The organism is Actinoplanes sp. CA-015351, from assembly GCF_050955685.1.
Lineage (GTDB): Bacteria > Actinomycetota > Actinomycetes > Mycobacteriales > Micromonosporaceae > Actinoplanes.
Genome location: NZ_CP192102.1, coordinates 3,956,474 through 3,971,086, shown reverse-complemented (window position 1 = coordinate 3,971,086; position 14,613 = coordinate 3,956,474). Strand labels below are relative to the sequence as shown.

Sequence of the window (14,613 nt, the reverse complement as noted above, 5' to 3'; positions counted from 1 at the left end):
TTGCCGCGGATATGACACGACCCGAGGCGAGGATTTGCCAATGCGCGGGAATTCTGATCACGACCGAATCGGGAACGCGATCGCCGAGGAACAGCAGTTCCTCGACCAGGCGATCCAGCGGCGCGACCAGCTTGCCGAGCACCTGCGCGCCGAATTGGACACCGACGTCTCCGACGCTCTGGAACGGGCCCGGCACCGGATGCTGCGCCGCCAGCACGAGGAGTTGCTGCGAGCCCAGGACGGCCTGGTGTTCGGCCGCTTGGACGCGCTCGACGGCACCGTGCGGCACGTGGGCCGGATCGGGATCCAGGACGAGGACCAGGGCGACGAGCCCCTTCTGCTGGACTGGCGCGCGCCGGCGGCCCGGCCGTTCTACACCGCGACGGCGATCGACCCGCAGGGCCTGGCCCGCCGCCGGCACATCCGCACGACCGGTTCGGTCGTCGCCGGCGTCGACGACGAGCCCCTGGACGGCACGGCCCCGTCGGAGCTCGTCGGTGAGGGCGCGCTGCTCGCCGCGCTCGGCCAGAGGCGCACCGGTCGCATGTCGACGGCGATCTCCACACTTCAGCGCGAGCAGGACGACATCATCCGCGCCGGGGCGAGCGGGCCGCTGATCGTCCAGGGTGGCCCTGGCACTGGCAAGACGGTGGTGGCGCTGCACCGGGTCGCCTATCTGCTGTTCACCCACCGGCAGATGGCTGACCAGGCAGTTCTGGTGCTCGGCCCGTCGCCACGGTTCCTCGAATACATCGCCCAGGTGCTGCCGGCGCTCGGCGAGACGGCCGTGGTGGCGGCTACCTGCGACACGCTGCTGCCCGGCGTGCAGGCCAGCCGCGACGAGAGCCGGGAGATCGCCGAGATCAAGGGCCGGGCGTTGTGGCAACCAGCCATCGAGAGCTACGTAAAAGCGCTGCTCCCCCAGCCCCGGGATCTGAGGCTGCGATGGGAAGGCGAGTTCTACGTCATCCCCGCCGCCACTGTCGCGCAGGCTCTGGCGTCGGCGGTGCCGGGTCGTGCGTACCATCGGGCTCGCTCGGTTTTCACCGAGCAGATCCACTCACTCCTGGCGGAAGCGGTCGCCGAGCAGCGCGCCGCGCTGCTGGAGGAGATGGAGCATGGGTACGAGGACATCCTGGCCCGCTTCGACCGAGGCACGAAGCCCGGTGCGGCGCACACGAGCAGCAGTGACGTCGACGGGCTGCTGTCCGAGGAGGAGATCGACGAGCTGCGCGAGCGGATCGCGGAGAACGAGCCGATCGCCCGGTTCATCGAGTCCTGGTGGCCGACCCGGGATGCCGGGCAGACGCTGCGTGACCTGCTGAGCGATCCCGCGCTGCTTGCTGGTTGCGCCCCCACGCTGTCGCCCGGCGAGATCTCCGCCGTCGCGGGTGACGCGGGCGGCGCGTGGTCGTCGAGTGACATCCCGCTGCTGGATGCGGTCGCCGACCTGCTCGGCGCCGCCGCCGTGCCCGGCGCTGTCACCGGCGTGCCCGGCGCTGTCACCGGCGTGCCCGGCGCTGTCGCTGCCGGCGAGAAGCTGGGTGGGTTCATCGCTGACCAGGCGCGCGGCCGGCGCGACTGGGTCTACGGCCACGTTGTTGTCGACGAGGCGCAGGAGCTGTCCGAGATGCAGTGGCAGATGGTGCTCCGGCGCTGCCCGAGCCGGTCGATCACCGCTGTCGGTGACATCGACCAGGCTGAGGCGGCGCACCGGCACACCACATGGGCGCAGGCCGTGCGGGCGGCGTTCGGCGAGCGCTGGACCGCCGCCGAGCTGACCATCTGCTATCGCACGCCGCGCGAGGTGATGGAGCTGACCGGCCCGGTTCTGGAGAAGGCCGGCAGCCGGAACACCCCGCCCCGGGCGGTCCGCTCGTCCGGGATCGAACCGTGGCAACGGACCGTGACGATCGACGAGGTAGCGGGCATCACCCAGGAGCTGCGGAGCCGGTGGAGTGTCGGCGTCATCGCCCCTGCCGCCCGGATCGGCGAACTTCAGGCGGTCCTGGGTGACGTCCCGGTGCTCACCGCGACCCAGGTGAAGGGCCTGGAGTGGGACGCCACCCTGCTCATCGACCCGGAGGGGATCGCCGCGGAGCCGCGCGGGTGGAACGGCCTCTACGTGGCGCTGACCCGATGCACGCAGGAGCTGGGCCAGCTGATCATCGCCTGAGCCGGCCCTACTAAGAATCCTGATACACCGCGAGCCACGCCTGCCCGCTATAGGTAGTCCGAATCCGATCAGTCCCCAGCACCTCGCGCAGCTGATCGCGGGTCAGGAAGTGGTGTGCTGACGCGGTCAGCAGCCGGGCATTGATCACGCCGACCACGAGCAGCGGCAGGATGACCCGCCACAGCGACACGATCCCGCGCTCCCGGATGTGTTCCGCCAGGATCGGAAACACCCCGGCACCGGCCCTCGGCGTGGTCACGAGAAGCAATCCACCGGGTACGAGCCGCTTTTTCAGCAGTTCCACGGTCCGGGCGGGATCGGCAAGGGCGTAAATAACGTTCCCGCACAGGATGACGTCGAATTCGCCGGGCAATTCCGCAAGATCGCCGTCAAGGTCGGCGCGCAGGTGAGCGACATCGGGATTCTTCCGCCGCGACACCTCCAGCATCACCGGCGACAGGTCGACAGCAACGGCCTCACCAGGACTTTTGCTGCTGAGAGCGAGGGTCAGATTCCCGGTACCGCACCCCGCGTCCAGCACCCTGCGAGGCCTCTCCGGAACCAGATCCATAAGATCAAAGACCATTTTCCGGTACGGGCTGAGCCCCGCGATGACGTCGTAACACCGCGCGTAAAGGTCCCAGACAAGGGTCGTCATCCGCCGATCCCGTCATCCATGAAATCCGCGACACCGAGCAGGAAGCGGCGCCTGCCGGCATCGGATTCCCGGTCCGCGGCCGCACGGATCCTCGCGGTGAACCCGTCGACCAGCCCCCACGCCGGATAAACGACGACGTCCGGACCCACCTGCGGATGAACGTCTGCCACCCGAACCGCACGCTGTCCGAAACTGATCCCGCCGGGCGCGACCCGCTCCAGGGTGGCCCGCAGCGCCGGGATCACACTCATGACCCACATCTGCTCGCCGCGCCGGACGCTGTCCTGATAAATCCCCCGATAGACATGCAGCGTGGCGGCACGATCCGCGTGATCGGCCTTGGCGACGCCGGAGACCTCAACGAGGCGATCCCGCGAGATCCCTGCCGGCGCGGCCGGTGGCAACGAGACGGTGCCGGCGATCTTCCGGGCGACGGCGAGAAGGCCATCAGCGTCATGCACACCGAACCACCGCACCCGCCCGGGTTCCACCTGGTCGTGCCAGGGCAGCCAGCCCTCCGAGGTCAGCGCTTCGGGCGCCAGGTGCCCGTGCCGCACATAGGCCGCACCCTGCAGCCGTTTGGCCGCGCCGATCTCCCCCGCCCCGGTCAGCACCCGGCACGGAAAGGGGGCGCGAGACAGACCGGCCTGTTCCCCGTGTGCCAGCATGCCCCGCGCTCCCTTCCCCGCACCGATGAAATCAAGCGCTGTCAATACAGCGCCGATCCGGCCGGCTTGCGCTCACGGTCGCTGTCTCGGCCGGCTTGCGCTCACGGTCGCTGTCTCGGCCGCCGCGCGACCCTGAGCACGAGCCGGCCGGGTGAACGGTGAACTTCTCGCGGGTCAGTGGGCTACGGCCACCGCCGGCAACGAGTCGTCGAACTCGAGCTGATGGGGGCGGACCACCAGGAAACACACCACCGTGGCGGCCAGCATGCCGCCGAACACCACGATCGCCATCGCTACCGCGCCGACGCCCAGCACGCCGACCAGCGGTGCGGCCAGCGCTCCCACGCCGAACTGCACGGCGCCGAGCAGTGCCGCCGCCGTGCCCGCCGCCTCGCCGTGGCGGGACAGGGCCAGCGCCGGAGCGTTCGGCATCGCCAGTCCCACCGTTGTCAGCACCAGCCACAGCGGGATCAGGATCCCGACCAGGCCGCCCGTGTCCGTCGCGGCCAGGACCAGCAGCACCAGGCCGAAGAACAGGCCCGCCACCAGCGAACCCGCCATGATCTGCTGCGGTGTGAACCAGCGGAGCAGCCGCACGTTGAACTGGGTGGCACCGATCAGGCCGACCGCTCCACCGGCGAAGACGAACGCGAACTGCTGCTCGCTCATGCCGTACCCGTCCTGGAAAACATAGGAAGAGCCGCTGACGTACGCGAAAAGCGCGGCCATCGCCAGCCCCGCCACCAGGATCAGGCCGACGTAGACCCGGTCGGTGAAGAGCCTGCCGTAGTCACGCAGCGTTCCGGCAAACCCGCCGTTGCGGCGGCGGGTGACCGGCAGCGTCTCGGGCAGCACCACCGCGGACGCCACCATGATCGCGACGCCGACCGCGGTCAGGACCACGAACACGCCGCGCCAGGACGTCCAGCCCAGGACCAGGCCGCCGATGGTCGGGGCCAGGATCGGGGCCACGCCGACGACAAGCATCAGCCGGGAGAACAGCCGGGCCGCGGCCATCCCGTCGAACAGGTCACGCACGATCGCCATCGCCACCACGGCGGCCGCGGCGGCGCCCAGGCCCTGCAGGACCCGCAGCGCGCCGAGCAGCGCCAGGTTGGGCGCGATCACGCACAGGATCGACGCGAGCACGTGCACGGCGATGCCGGCGAGCAGCGGCAGGCGGCGGCCGACCGCGTCGGAGAGCGGGCCGACGAGCAGCTGGCCGAACGCCAGGCCGACGAGCGTTCCGGTCAGCGTGAGCTGCACGGCCGCCGCGGTGGTCTGCAGGTCGTCGGTGATGGTGGGCAGCGACGGGAGGTACATGTCGATGGTGAGCGGCCCGAGCGCGGTGAGCAGGCCGAGTACGAGAACGATCCGGAAACGGCGCCCCGCCGGGAGCAGGTCGCCGGGCGAGCCGGTCGGTGTCACGGTTTGAATCTGAGCCACGCCTTCGACAAGTTGCCCCGTTGCGGGGTTCTTCCGCCGCCGCCCGATTGGTGTCGGCGGTCACACACGATCGGGTGCAACCGCCCACCAGCTGGTAATTCACTTGCCGCTGTCAGAGGCCGATCCCGGCCGTCACGCAGCTTGACAGGCATACATCGCGCGGATGACGAGCGCACCGAGTTGCATCCGCAGGCCGACGCCCCGCCGGCACGGCCACTCATAGATTTCGATGATGACGACTCGCAGGAACGTGTTGCGCCTCGCCGGGGCGGCCGGCTTCATCACCGCGACCGGGAATCCGCTCTCCAAGATCCAACCCGGCGCGCTGCAGGCAGCGCTCGACGACATCACCGCCGGCTCCGCGATCGGCGCCCTTGCCCGGGTACGCGAAACCGCTGCGACCAGTGGCGTGACCATGCTCGGCTCCGATCAGGCGGTGCACCCGGGCAGCCGGTTCCGGGCGGGCAGCATCACCAAGCCGTTCATCGCCACGGTCGTCCTGCAGCTCGCCGGTGAGGGCCGGCTCAAACTCGACGACATCGTGCGGCGCTGGCTGCCGGGACTGCTGCCGGACGGCATCACAGTGCGGCACCTGCTCCAGCACACGAGCGGCCTGCCGAACTACACGAACACTCCCGCGTTCGGCGCCGTCTTCGGCGGGCCGGCGGATCTGGTGCGGCTGCGGTACCGCACCTGGACACCCCGTGAGCTGCTCGGATTCGTCGACGGCATGCCGCTGCGGTTCGAGCCCGGCACCGACTGGTGGTACGCGAACACCAACTACATCCTGCTGGGCCTGCTGATCGAGCGGGTGACCGGGTCGGCGTACGCCGCCGAGATCCGCCGCCGGATCCTGCGGCCGCTCAGGCTGCACGGCACCGAGATGCCCGGCACCGACCCGCATCTGCGTGGGCCGCACCCGCACGGTTATGTCCCGGCGCCGGGACCGGTCGACATCACAGTCTTCAACCCGTCGCTGGCCGGCGCGGCCGGGGAGATCATCTCGACGACGGCGGATCTCAACACGTTCTTCCGGGCACTTGTCGGCGGGCGGTTGCTGCGTCCGGCGGAGCAGCGGGAAATGCTGACGTTCCGGGCCGGCACACCGGACTACGACTACGGCCTGGGGCTGATGACCAAACTGCTGCCCAGCGGAGTGCGGGTCTGGGGCCACGGCGGCGACTTCGTGGACGCGTACTATTCCGAGTCCTGGACGAGCGGCGACCGCTCACTCACCGTGGCAACGACCCCGTGGGCCGGCCCCCACCCCAAGATCCGCATCCGGTCACTGCTCTCGTCAGTTTTCGAGTGATGAGCGCTGGCGCGGCCGGACGGCAGACGCGCCGAGCGCACCGGGCCGCCTGGATCTTGTGGACTTCCCCGTAGACGTGTCCACACAACTCCACAAGATCGAACAGGCCCAGCCGATCTTGCGGAGTTCCACACAAACGGTTCCCCGAACTCCACAAGATCGAACAGGGCCGGCCGATCTTGCGGAGTTACGCGCAAACGGTTCGTCGAAATCCACAAGATCGGCGGAGCACCGCGCTCACCACGCCGAAACCGCGAAGCACCGCGTCGGCCGAACCATAGAAACCGGTGGGGCATACAACACCCACGAGTCTCCAAGATTCAGTACTGTCCACCCACTGTGGTGGCAGAGAAACCCGAGTAGAAGGTGCGGCGGTGCGAACTCACCAGGTCGACTGCTCCGGCGAGCCTGGCGGGTCACCAGGTGCGCACCCTCGGCAGGGCCGTCGCCAGCAGGTGTTTCAGCTCGATGATGCGCAGCAGCCGGCCCGCCGCGAGATAACCGCCGCCGCCTGCCAGCCCCGCCACGACCAGGGTGACCAGCGACCCGGTCCAGCTCGGCGCGCCCACGGCCCACCCCGCGGCAGCCGCGCTCGCTGCGCCGGTCGCGGTCGCGACAAAGACCCGGGCGTGGGTACGCACCAAGCGCTTCCCGTCGATGTAACCGAGCCGCCGGCGCAGCACCAGCGCGGTGACGTTGAGCCCGGTGAAGTAGGCGACGGCGTAGGCGACCGGGATGCCCACCACGATGTCGCGGGCCGGCAGCAGCCAGCCGGCCGCCGCGCAGCCGGCCACCCCGACGGCGGCGACCAGGGCCGTGATCAGCGCCGACGTCCGGGTGTCCTGCAGGGCGTAGAGGCCACGCTGCAGGATCATGTAGCTGGTGAACGGCACCAGGGCCAGGCCGTACGCGGACAGTACCCGGCCGAGGACGCCGACCGTGCCGGCGTCGCTGTTGCCGTGGTCGAACAGCACGACGGCGATGTCCGGCCCGAGCAGGATGAACGCGGCAGCGATCGGGGCCATCACGACCAGGGCGGTGCGCACCGCGCGGGACAGTCCGACGGTGACGCGCTGGTGTTCGCCGCGGGCCGCGTACTGGCTCAGCCGGGGCAGCATCGCGGTCATCACCGAGACCGCGATGACGGCGAACGGGACCAGGTAGATGGCGCTGGCGTTCTGGTACGCGGTGATGCCGCCCGGACCGCCCCACGATGCCGCCCGGGTCGCCGCGGCGGTGAGGATCTGCGCGGTGATGACCGACAGCAGCACCCAGATGCCGAGTCTGCCGATCCGCCGGATCCCGATGCCGCGCGGGTCGAGGTGCAGGCGGATCGGGAAGCCGCTGCGGCGCAGCGCCTGCACCACCAGGGTCATCTGGGCGAACACGCCGGCACTGGTGCCCACGGCGAGCAGCAGCAGGTCGGCGCTGGTCAGGCTCGTGCCGGTGCTGCCGCCGACGATCAGGTAGGTCAGGCCGACCGCGATCACGATGACGCTGTTCACCAGCGGCGCCCACGCCGGCGTGCCGAAGACACCACGGATGTTGAGGATCGCGCCGGCGGTGGCGCTGATGCCGTAGAAGAGGATCTGCGGGAAGAAGAACCTGCTGAACACGATCGCCAGGTCACGCTGGCCGGCGGTGAACCCGGGCGCGTAGAGGTCGATCAGCAGTGGGGCGGCGACGATGGCCACGATCGTCACGATGCCGAGGATGTAGACGATCAGCGACAGCAGTCGTTGGGCGTACCCGATGCCGTTGTCGGGCTCGGAGAGCGCGGCGCGGGTGAGAAGCGGGACCACGATGCTGGCCATCGTGCCGCCGACCACGAGTTCGTAGACGGCGTTCGGCAGGGTGTTCGCCACGTTGTAGGTGTCGAGCAGCCGGGTGCCGAGCCCGAGCGCGGCGGCGAGCACCAGGATCCGCAGGAACCCGGCGACCCGGGAGGCGAGGGTGGCGACGGCCATCCGCTGCCCGGCCCGCCTGATCGACGCTCCTTCGGTCACCGTCACCGCGCCGGTGCGCGTTTCTGCAGCCGCGCGAGCTCGGCCCGGTACGCCGGGAGCATCGGCGCCGGCTGACCCCGGTACGACCAGGTGAAGACCGCCGCGAGGTCGAACGCCGGCGAGCAGTCCGGGCAGGACCGGACCCGGATCGGGCGGCGGTGTCCGGTGGTGCGGTGACCCGCCGGGCAGACGCCTTCCCAGTTGCCCTCGATCTTCGGCGCGGCCTCGGAGACGCATCGGTTGCCGGTGCTGCCGATCCGCAGCGCGGTGGCCCGCCACACCCGGTTGTGGCCGTGCCGGGCGCCGACGAGCGCGTGCGCGATCTCGTGCAGGACGGTGTCGGTGACCTGTTCGACGCTGTAGAGGCTGGTCAGGGACCGGGACAGGCCGATGCGTTTGTGGGTGTGATGGCAGACCCCGGCCCGCATCTTGGCGTTGTCGAAAATCAGCTCCCAGCCGGTGAGCCCGTGCCGGTCCATCAGGCCGATCGCGAGCTCCCGGGCGTCCGTCAGGTTCAACCGGGCTCCTCAGGGTCGTTCGAAGTGCCCGGCTACCGTACTCGGTGGGTCAGCCGACAGTGCGGACCAGCTTGCGGTTGATGAACTCCTCAATGCCGTACCGGCCCAGCTCACGGCCGAAACCGGACCGCTTCACGCCGCCGAACGGCAGCTCCGGGCCTTCGGCGCCGACCCCGTTGATGAAGACCATGCCGGCCTCGATCCGGTCGGCCACCCGGCGCGCCTGCTCCGGGTCGGTGGTGAAGACATAGGAGCCGAGACCGTACGGGGTGTCGTTGGCGACCTCGATCGCCTCCTCCTCGTCGCGGACCTTGAACACCATCGCGACCGGGCCGAACAGCTCCTGCTGGTAAGCGCTGGTTCCGGCCTCGATGCCGGTGAGCACGCCCGGCGGGTACCAGGCGCCGTCGCGCTCGCCGGTCGTGGCGAGGCTCGCGCCCTCGGACACCGCCGACGCGACCTGCTCGTCGAGGCGCTCGGCCGCCGCGAGCGAGGACAGCGGCGCCGGCGGGGTGCCGAGGATCCGGTCGGTGAAGCGGGTGAGGAACTCTTCGTACAGATCCTCGTGCACGATCATCCGCTTGCCGGCGTTGCAGGCCTGGCCGGTGTTGTCCAGCCGGGCCGCCACCGCGGCGTCGACGGTGGCGTCCAGGTCGTCGCTGCTCAGCACGATGAACGGGTCGGAGCCGCCGAGTTCGAGGACGACCTTCTTCAGGTGCCGGCCGGCGATCTCGGCGACCGCGGAACCGGCGCGCTCGGAACCGGTCAGCGACACACCCTGTACACGGGGGTCGGCGATCAGCGTTTCGATCTGCTCATTGGTGGCGTACACGTTCACGTACGCGCCCTCCGGGAACCCGGCGTCGCGGAAGAGCTGCTCCAGGGCGGCGGCCGACTCGGGGCACTGCGGCGCGTGCTTGAGCACGATGGTGTTGCCGGCGGCCAGGTTCGGGCCGGCGAACCGGGCGACCTGGTAGGCCGGGAAGTTCCACGGCATGATGCCGAGCAGCACGCCGAGGGGCCGCCGCTGGATGACCGCGGAACCTTCCCCGTCGAGCAGGCTGATCGGCTCGTCGGCCAGGAACGTCTCGGCGTTGTCCGCGTAGTACTCGTAGATCGCCGCGCTGAAGTCGACCTCGCCGAGCGCGTCGTCGAGGGGCTTGCCCATCTCCCGCACGATGATGGCGGCCAGCTGGTCGCGGCGCTCGGTGTGCAGCTCGGCGACCTTTTTGATCAGCGCGGCCCGCTCGGTGACGGTCGTCGTACGTGACCAGCTTCGATAGGCGGCGTGGGCCTTCACGACGGCGGCGGTCGCGTCGGCGTCGCTGATCGTCGGGTATGCCGCGATCTGCTTGCCGGTAGCCGGGTCAACGACGGAGTACATCAGGCCTCCAGGGCTGGTGACAGGTGTTCGTGCACTGCGAGCCATCGTCCACCGTCGCGTTTCTGGAACACGATGGTTTCGCGTTCCTCGGCGGTTTCCTCGACGTCTCCGGTGCGCGCCAGTGTCCGTACCCTATGGGTGAAGATCGCGATGTCCGACGTCAGCATCTGCACGTGCTGGTCGGTGGACTCGCAGCCGAGCACCCGGAAGCCGTCCTGCTCCCACGCGTACCAAAGCTGTTCGTAATCGGACCGCGAGCGCAACGGCCGCACGTGGGTGTGAAAGACGAAGGTCGCGTCGGCAGCGAAGCTGGCGAAGTACGCCTCGGTGTCGTGGCGGCCGAACGCATCGATGAGCGCGTTCGCGGCCTCAAGCGGCGACGTCATGGCTGTTCCTTGCGGGGTGCGAGTGCGGAGAGGATCTCGTAGACGGTGTGAGCTGCGGCGATGCCGGTGATCTCGGCATGGTCGTAGGCCGGCGAGACCTCGACCACGTCGGCGCCGACAAGATTGAGTTCGCTGAATGTGCGCAGCACGGCGAGAAGCTCGCGGCTGGTCATCCCGCCGGCCTCCGGGGTGCCGGTGCCGGGCGCGAACGCCGGATCAAGTACATCGATGTCAATCGACAGGTAGACCGGGCGGTCGGCGACCCGCTCGCGGATGCGCTCGGCGATGCCGCGCGCGCCCAGGTCGTCGATCTCGACGCTCGGCACCACGTGGAAGCCCAGCTCACGGTCGTCGGCGAGGTCCTGGGTCGAATAGAGCGGACCGCGGGTGCCGACGTGCATGCAGCCTGAGGTATCGATCAGGCCCTCTTCGGAGGCGCGCCGGAACGGGGTTCCGTGGGTATGCGCCGCACCGAAGTAGGTGTCCCAGGTGTCCAGGTGTGCATCGAAATGCACCACCGCAACCGGACCGTGCTTGGCGGCCATGGCTCGCAGCAGCGGCAACGCGATGGTGTGGTCGCCGCCGATGCTGACGAGGCGGCCGGCGCGCTCGAGCATGGCCCGTGCGCCGGCCTCGATCTGTCCGATCGCCGCTTCGATGTCGAACGGGTTCACCGCAAGGTCACCGGCGTCCACCACCTGCTGGCTGGCGAACGGCGACACGTCGGCAGCCGGGTTGTAGGGCCGCAACAGCCGTGATGATTCTCGGACATGCGCGGGGCCAAACCGGGCGCCGGGCCGGTAGGAGACACCGGCGTCGAACGGCACGCCCATCACGGCGACGTCGACGTCGGACACCTCGTCGATGCGCGGCAGCCGCGCGAACGTGGCGGGACCGGCGAAGCGGGGAACCTGGGTGGCGTCGATCTGACCGACGCGCCCGTCGTTCAGGATGCGGGGAAGGGACATTTCGGATTTTCCTCTTATTTCGTGTTACTTCGTCGCGATGCGTGCCTTGGTGCGGTGGACGGACGCGCCGTGGTCGTCGACGACCTCCGGCATCTCGCCGTCCGCGGCCGGAACCCCGCGCGGCCCTTCCGGACCGAAGACGTAACGCGGCTCCGGGAAGATCAGGATCAGAGCCAGGTACGCGGCCGCGGCCGTGCCGATCGACACCAGCAGACTGATGTCCACGCCACCGGCGGCATTGCGGAACGGGCCCTCGATCAGCGGCGGGTAATTGGCGAACAGCAGGCCGAGGATCGCCGACGGGATCCACGCCGCCATGCCCCGCCAGTTGACGCCGTTGCTGAACCAGTACGCCCCACCGGTCCGGCCCTGGTTGAACACCTGCAGATCGGCGGGCCGGTAGTGGCCGCGCCGCACGACGTAGCCGATGGTCATGATGACCATCCACGGGGTGGTGCAGATGACGATCGCGCCGACGAACGCGTTCACGCTGGCCAGCAGGTCGAACGCGAGCCGGCCGACGAGGATGAACACGAACGCGAGCGCGCCGATGAACAGCGACGCCTGCACCCGGGACAGCCGGGGGAACACCGAGGAGAAGTCCAGGCCGGTGCCGTACAGCGAGGTGATGCCGGTGGAGAGGCCGCCGAGGAACGCCACGACGATCAGCAGCAGGGCGTACCAGGCGGGCGAGGTGTTGATCAGCGCGACGATGTAGTCGGCCTCGCCGGCGACCAGGGTCGCCGTGAAGACGCCGAACAGGAACGGCACGAGCGTCGCCAGCTGGGCGCCGAAGGTGGCGGCGAGCAGCTTTGCCGGCTTCGTGTCCGCCGGGATGTACCGCGACCAGTCGCCGAGGAACGCGCCGAAGGAGATCGGGTTGCCCATCACGATCAGAGCGGAGAGCACGAACGTCGGCCAGAAGGACCCGAGAGCGTACGCGTCAGCGCCCGGGTTGTAGCCCAGGTCGAGCTGGCCGCTGTACGCCACCGCGCCGAGCAGGATCAGCAGCGTGTTGCCGAAGACGACGATCTTGTTGACAAGCAGCATGAACGCGTACCCGTAGATGACCACGACGATGACGATCGCGCCGAGGACCGCGTAGACGACACCGCGCAGCAGGTCGGAGTCCTGTACGCCGGCCAGGCGTACCAGCGCGCCGACCACGGCGTCACCGCTGACCCAGATCGAGATCGAGTAGAACGCGATGGCGGTGAGCAGCGACAGGAACGAGCCGACGATCCGCCCGCGTACGCCGAAGTGGGCGCCGGACGCGACCGCGTTGTTCGTGCCGGTCAGTGGGCCGAACAGACCCATCGGCGCCAGGAACAGCGAGCCGACCAGGACGCCGACGACCGTCGCGGCGACAGCCTGCCACAGCGAGAGGCCGAGCAGAATCGGGAAGGTGCCGAGAATGACGGTGGCGAACGTGTTCGCCCCGCCGAACTGGATGCGGAACAGATCCAGCGGCCGGGAGTGCCGGTGCTCCGCCGGGATGGTGTCGATGCCGTGCTGCTCTATGTCGGTGGCCTTGGGCCGCTCGATGGCGGTGGTCATGCGATCTCCTTCGGTCTGGGTCGACCTGTTGGAGGGAGAGTAGGGCTAAGTTGCATGTGAGGCAACGGGTGTTGTTTTCCAGTATATTTCGTGGAGGAAACATGCGGGTACGCCGCATCGTCGACCTGTCGGTTCCGATCGGGTCCGAGACGCAGATCTATCCTGGCGATCCGGTGCCGCGGCTATCGGTGCATTCCACGGTCGAGCGCGACGGGTTCAATCTGCTGAACGTGGACATCGGGTCGCAGACCGGTACGCATGTCGACGCGCCGTTCCATTTCCAGGATTCCGGGTTGCGTGTGGATCAACTGGATCTGGGGTTGTTCACCGGGCCCGGTGTGCTGATCGACGTGCGAGGGCTGGGCCCACGGGGCAGGATCTCGTGGGATCTCTTTTCCGACGTTGTTTTCCCTCCGGGTGCCATCGCTCTGATGTGCACCGGATGGTCGGCCTTTTACGGCACTCCGGCATATTTCGACCACCCCTATCTGGAAGCTGACGCCTGCCGGCGGATGCTCGACCTCGGTGTGCGCACGTTCTGCATCGACGCCATCAACATCGACGAGACACCCTCCGACGCGCATCCCGGAGTGGGCTATCCGGTGCACCACCTGATCGCGTCGGCCGGCGGGGTGATCGGGGAGAACTTCCGCAACCTGGAACTCGTCGACTTCCCCGACCCCCTGGTGTCGTGCCTGCCGCTCGCCTTGGAGAATGCAGACGGGGCCCCGGTACGCGCGGTCGCCATGCAACTGGAGGTCTGAGTCGTGATGGCGGGCGCTTTTTAATGGCGGGGCAGGTCAGGCGTGTCGCCCCAGCCACCACCGCGACCGGCCCCGCGATCGGCGGGCGGCTGCGATCGGCTCGCCAGGCCCGCAGCCTCACCCTGCAACAGGTGTCCGACGCGACCGGACTGAACAAGGGCTTCATCAGCCGCCTCGAGCGCGACGAGGTCTCCCCCTCGGTGGCGTCACTCGTCTCGATCTGCGACGTGCTCGGCATCCGGGTCGGTGAGCTGTTCGAACCCCCGCCGACGTCTCTGGTCCGCGCGGGCGAGGGCCGCCCGATCAACTTCGGCGGCGTCAACGTGCACGAGCTGCTGCTCACCCCCGGCACCCAGACCCACCTCCAGGTGATCCACTCAACGGTCGAGCCAGGTGGGGGTGGCGGCGATCAGCTGTACACGCTCGATTGCGAGGTCGAGTTCGTGTACGTGGTTCGCGGCCGCCTGAAGGTCTCGATCTCCGAGGACTCGGTCCTGCTGGACGCCGGCGACGCCTTCACATTCCCCGGCCGCGAACCCCACACCTGGTCCAACGCCCTCCCCGACGAAGAGTGCCAGGTGATCTGGGTCCTGGCCCCAGCCCCATAATCGACAGCGGAGAGAACGGGGCCGCCCGGGCCCGGCGACTCGGGCGGCGCAACGTCACGGCCCCCAGCTGTCACCCACGGCGACCGTGGCGTTCAGCCGGATTTCTGGCAACCCGACGGTGACCGACACGCACCAGCTCGGTGATCCAGTCAGCGGCGGCAG

At 69.1% G+C, this 14,613-nt stretch carries 13 protein-coding genes; 4 read left to right on the top strand and 9 right to left on the bottom strand.

Translation table 11 applies throughout. The features are described 5' to 3' along the window. Window positions 1-40: 40 nt before the first annotated feature. Window positions 41-2,176 carry a HelD family protein gene (locus ACQP2E_RS18125; protein WP_433833169.1) on the top strand — a complete coding sequence of 712 codons (2,136 nt, stop codon included), beginning with the start codon at window positions 41-43 and terminating at the stop codon, window positions 2,174-2,176. Between the two features lie 10 nt (window positions 2,177-2,186). Here ACQP2E_RS18125 and ACQP2E_RS18120 read toward each other — a convergent pair whose 3' ends face one another. The 3 genes from ACQP2E_RS18120 to ACQP2E_RS18110 form a co-directional block, all read right to left on the bottom strand. Beyond that, window positions 2,187-2,834 (bottom strand): class I SAM-dependent methyltransferase, encoded by a 648-nt coding sequence (locus tag ACQP2E_RS18120; protein ID WP_433833167.1) that lies wholly within the window; start codon window positions 2,832-2,834, stop codon window positions 2,187-2,189. Beyond that, window positions 2,831-3,502 (bottom strand): hypothetical protein, encoded by a 672-nt coding sequence (locus ACQP2E_RS18115; protein ID WP_433833165.1) that lies wholly within the window; start codon window positions 3,500-3,502, stop codon window positions 2,831-2,833. The genes ACQP2E_RS18120 and ACQP2E_RS18115 overlap by 4 nt, the downstream gene beginning before the upstream one ends. A 174-nt stretch (window positions 3,503-3,676) precedes the next feature. Beyond that, the gene (locus ACQP2E_RS18110) at window positions 3,677-4,948 is read right to left on the bottom strand and encodes a multidrug effflux MFS transporter (protein ID WP_433833163.1); all 1,272 of its coding nucleotides are present in this window, start codon (window positions 4,946-4,948) and stop codon (window positions 3,677-3,679) included. A gap of 232 nt (window positions 4,949-5,180) precedes the next feature. On the opposite strand from ACQP2E_RS18110, the gene ACQP2E_RS18105 reads away from it, so the two are divergent. Further along, entirely contained in the window at window positions 5,181-6,260 is a 1,080-nt protein-coding gene (locus ACQP2E_RS18105) for a serine hydrolase domain-containing protein (RefSeq protein WP_433833161.1), read from the top strand. A gap of 416 nt (window positions 6,261-6,676) precedes the next feature. Here the strand turns inward: ACQP2E_RS18105 and murJ are convergent, their stop codons facing one another. From murJ to ACQP2E_RS18075, 6 genes are read right to left on the bottom strand one after another with little or no spacing between them, the layout of a single operon-like run. Continuing rightward, the gene (murJ, locus tag ACQP2E_RS18100; RefSeq protein WP_433833952.1) at window positions 6,677-8,227 is read right to left on the bottom strand and encodes a murein biosynthesis integral membrane protein MurJ; all 1,551 of its coding nucleotides are present in this window, start codon (window positions 8,225-8,227) and stop codon (window positions 6,677-6,679) included. 41 nt (window positions 8,228-8,268) lie between these two features. After that, the gene (locus tag ACQP2E_RS18095; protein WP_433833159.1) at window positions 8,269-8,784 is read right to left on the bottom strand and encodes a SprT-like domain-containing protein; all 516 of its coding nucleotides are present in this window, start codon (window positions 8,782-8,784) and stop codon (window positions 8,269-8,271) included. A 49-nt stretch (window positions 8,785-8,833) separates the two neighbouring features. Further along, window positions 8,834-10,168, bottom strand: coding sequence for an NAD-dependent succinate-semialdehyde dehydrogenase (locus tag ACQP2E_RS18090; RefSeq protein WP_433833157.1), 1,335 nt, complete (start codon window positions 10,166-10,168; stop codon window positions 8,834-8,836). Continuing rightward, complete coding sequence (locus ACQP2E_RS18085) at window positions 10,168-10,554, bottom strand: YybH family protein (RefSeq protein WP_433833155.1); 387 nt, start codon at window positions 10,552-10,554, stop codon at window positions 10,168-10,170. Before ACQP2E_RS18085 ends, ACQP2E_RS18090 begins: the two co-directional genes overlap by 1 nt. Further along, window positions 10,551-11,522: an agmatinase gene (gene speB / locus ACQP2E_RS18080; RefSeq protein WP_433833153.1), complete on the bottom strand. Its 972-nt coding sequence runs from the start codon at window positions 11,520-11,522 to the stop codon at window positions 10,551-10,553. The genes ACQP2E_RS18085 and speB overlap by 4 nt, the downstream gene beginning before the upstream one ends. Before the next feature lie 24 nt (window positions 11,523-11,546). Continuing rightward, window positions 11,547-13,079: a purine-cytosine permease family protein gene (locus ACQP2E_RS18075; protein ID WP_433833151.1), complete on the bottom strand. Its 1,533-nt coding sequence runs from the start codon at window positions 13,077-13,079 to the stop codon at window positions 11,547-11,549. A 56-nt stretch (window positions 13,080-13,135) separates the two neighbouring features. Between ACQP2E_RS18075 and ACQP2E_RS18070 the strand changes: the two genes are divergently transcribed. Both ACQP2E_RS18070 and ACQP2E_RS18065 read left to right on the top strand, forming a co-directional pair. After that, a complete protein-coding gene (locus ACQP2E_RS18070) occupies window positions 13,136-13,843 on the top strand; it encodes a cyclase family protein (protein ID WP_433833149.1) in 708 nt (235 codons plus the stop codon). A gap of 131 nt (window positions 13,844-13,974) precedes the next feature. Beyond that, window positions 13,975-14,451: a helix-turn-helix domain-containing protein gene (locus ACQP2E_RS18065; RefSeq protein ID WP_433833147.1), complete on the top strand. Its 477-nt coding sequence runs from the start codon at window positions 13,975-13,977 to the stop codon at window positions 14,449-14,451. Window positions 14,452-14,613 lie beyond the last annotated feature (162 nt).

Coding starts and splice junctions, on each gene's coding strand:
- ACQP2E_RS18125 (WP_433833169.1), top strand. CDS start 41: ATGCGCGGGAATTCTGATCACGACCGAATCGGGAACGCGATCGCCGAG.
- ACQP2E_RS18120 (WP_433833167.1), bottom strand. CDS start 2,834: ATGACGACCCTTGTCTGGGACCTTTACGCGCGGTGTTACGACGTCATC.
- ACQP2E_RS18115 (WP_433833165.1), bottom strand. CDS start 3,502: ATGCTGGCACACGGGGAACAGGCCGGTCTGTCTCGCGCCCCCTTTCCG.
- ACQP2E_RS18105 (WP_433833161.1), top strand. CDS start 5,181: ATGACGACTCGCAGGAACGTGTTGCGCCTCGCCGGGGCGGCCGGCTTC.
- murJ (WP_433833952.1), bottom strand. CDS start 8,227: ATGGCCGTCGCCACCCTCGCCTCCCGGGTCGCCGGGTTCCTGCGGATC.
- ACQP2E_RS18090 (WP_433833157.1), bottom strand. CDS start 10,168: ATGTACTCCGTCGTTGACCCGGCTACCGGCAAGCAGATCGCGGCATAC.
- ACQP2E_RS18085 (WP_433833155.1), bottom strand. CDS start 10,554: ATGACGTCGCCGCTTGAGGCCGCGAACGCGCTCATCGATGCGTTCGGC.
- speB (WP_433833153.1), bottom strand. CDS start 11,522: ATGTCCCTTCCCCGCATCCTGAACGACGGGCGCGTCGGTCAGATCGAC.
- ACQP2E_RS18075 (WP_433833151.1), bottom strand. CDS start 13,079: ATGACCACCGCCATCGAGCGGCCCAAGGCCACCGACATAGAGCAGCAC.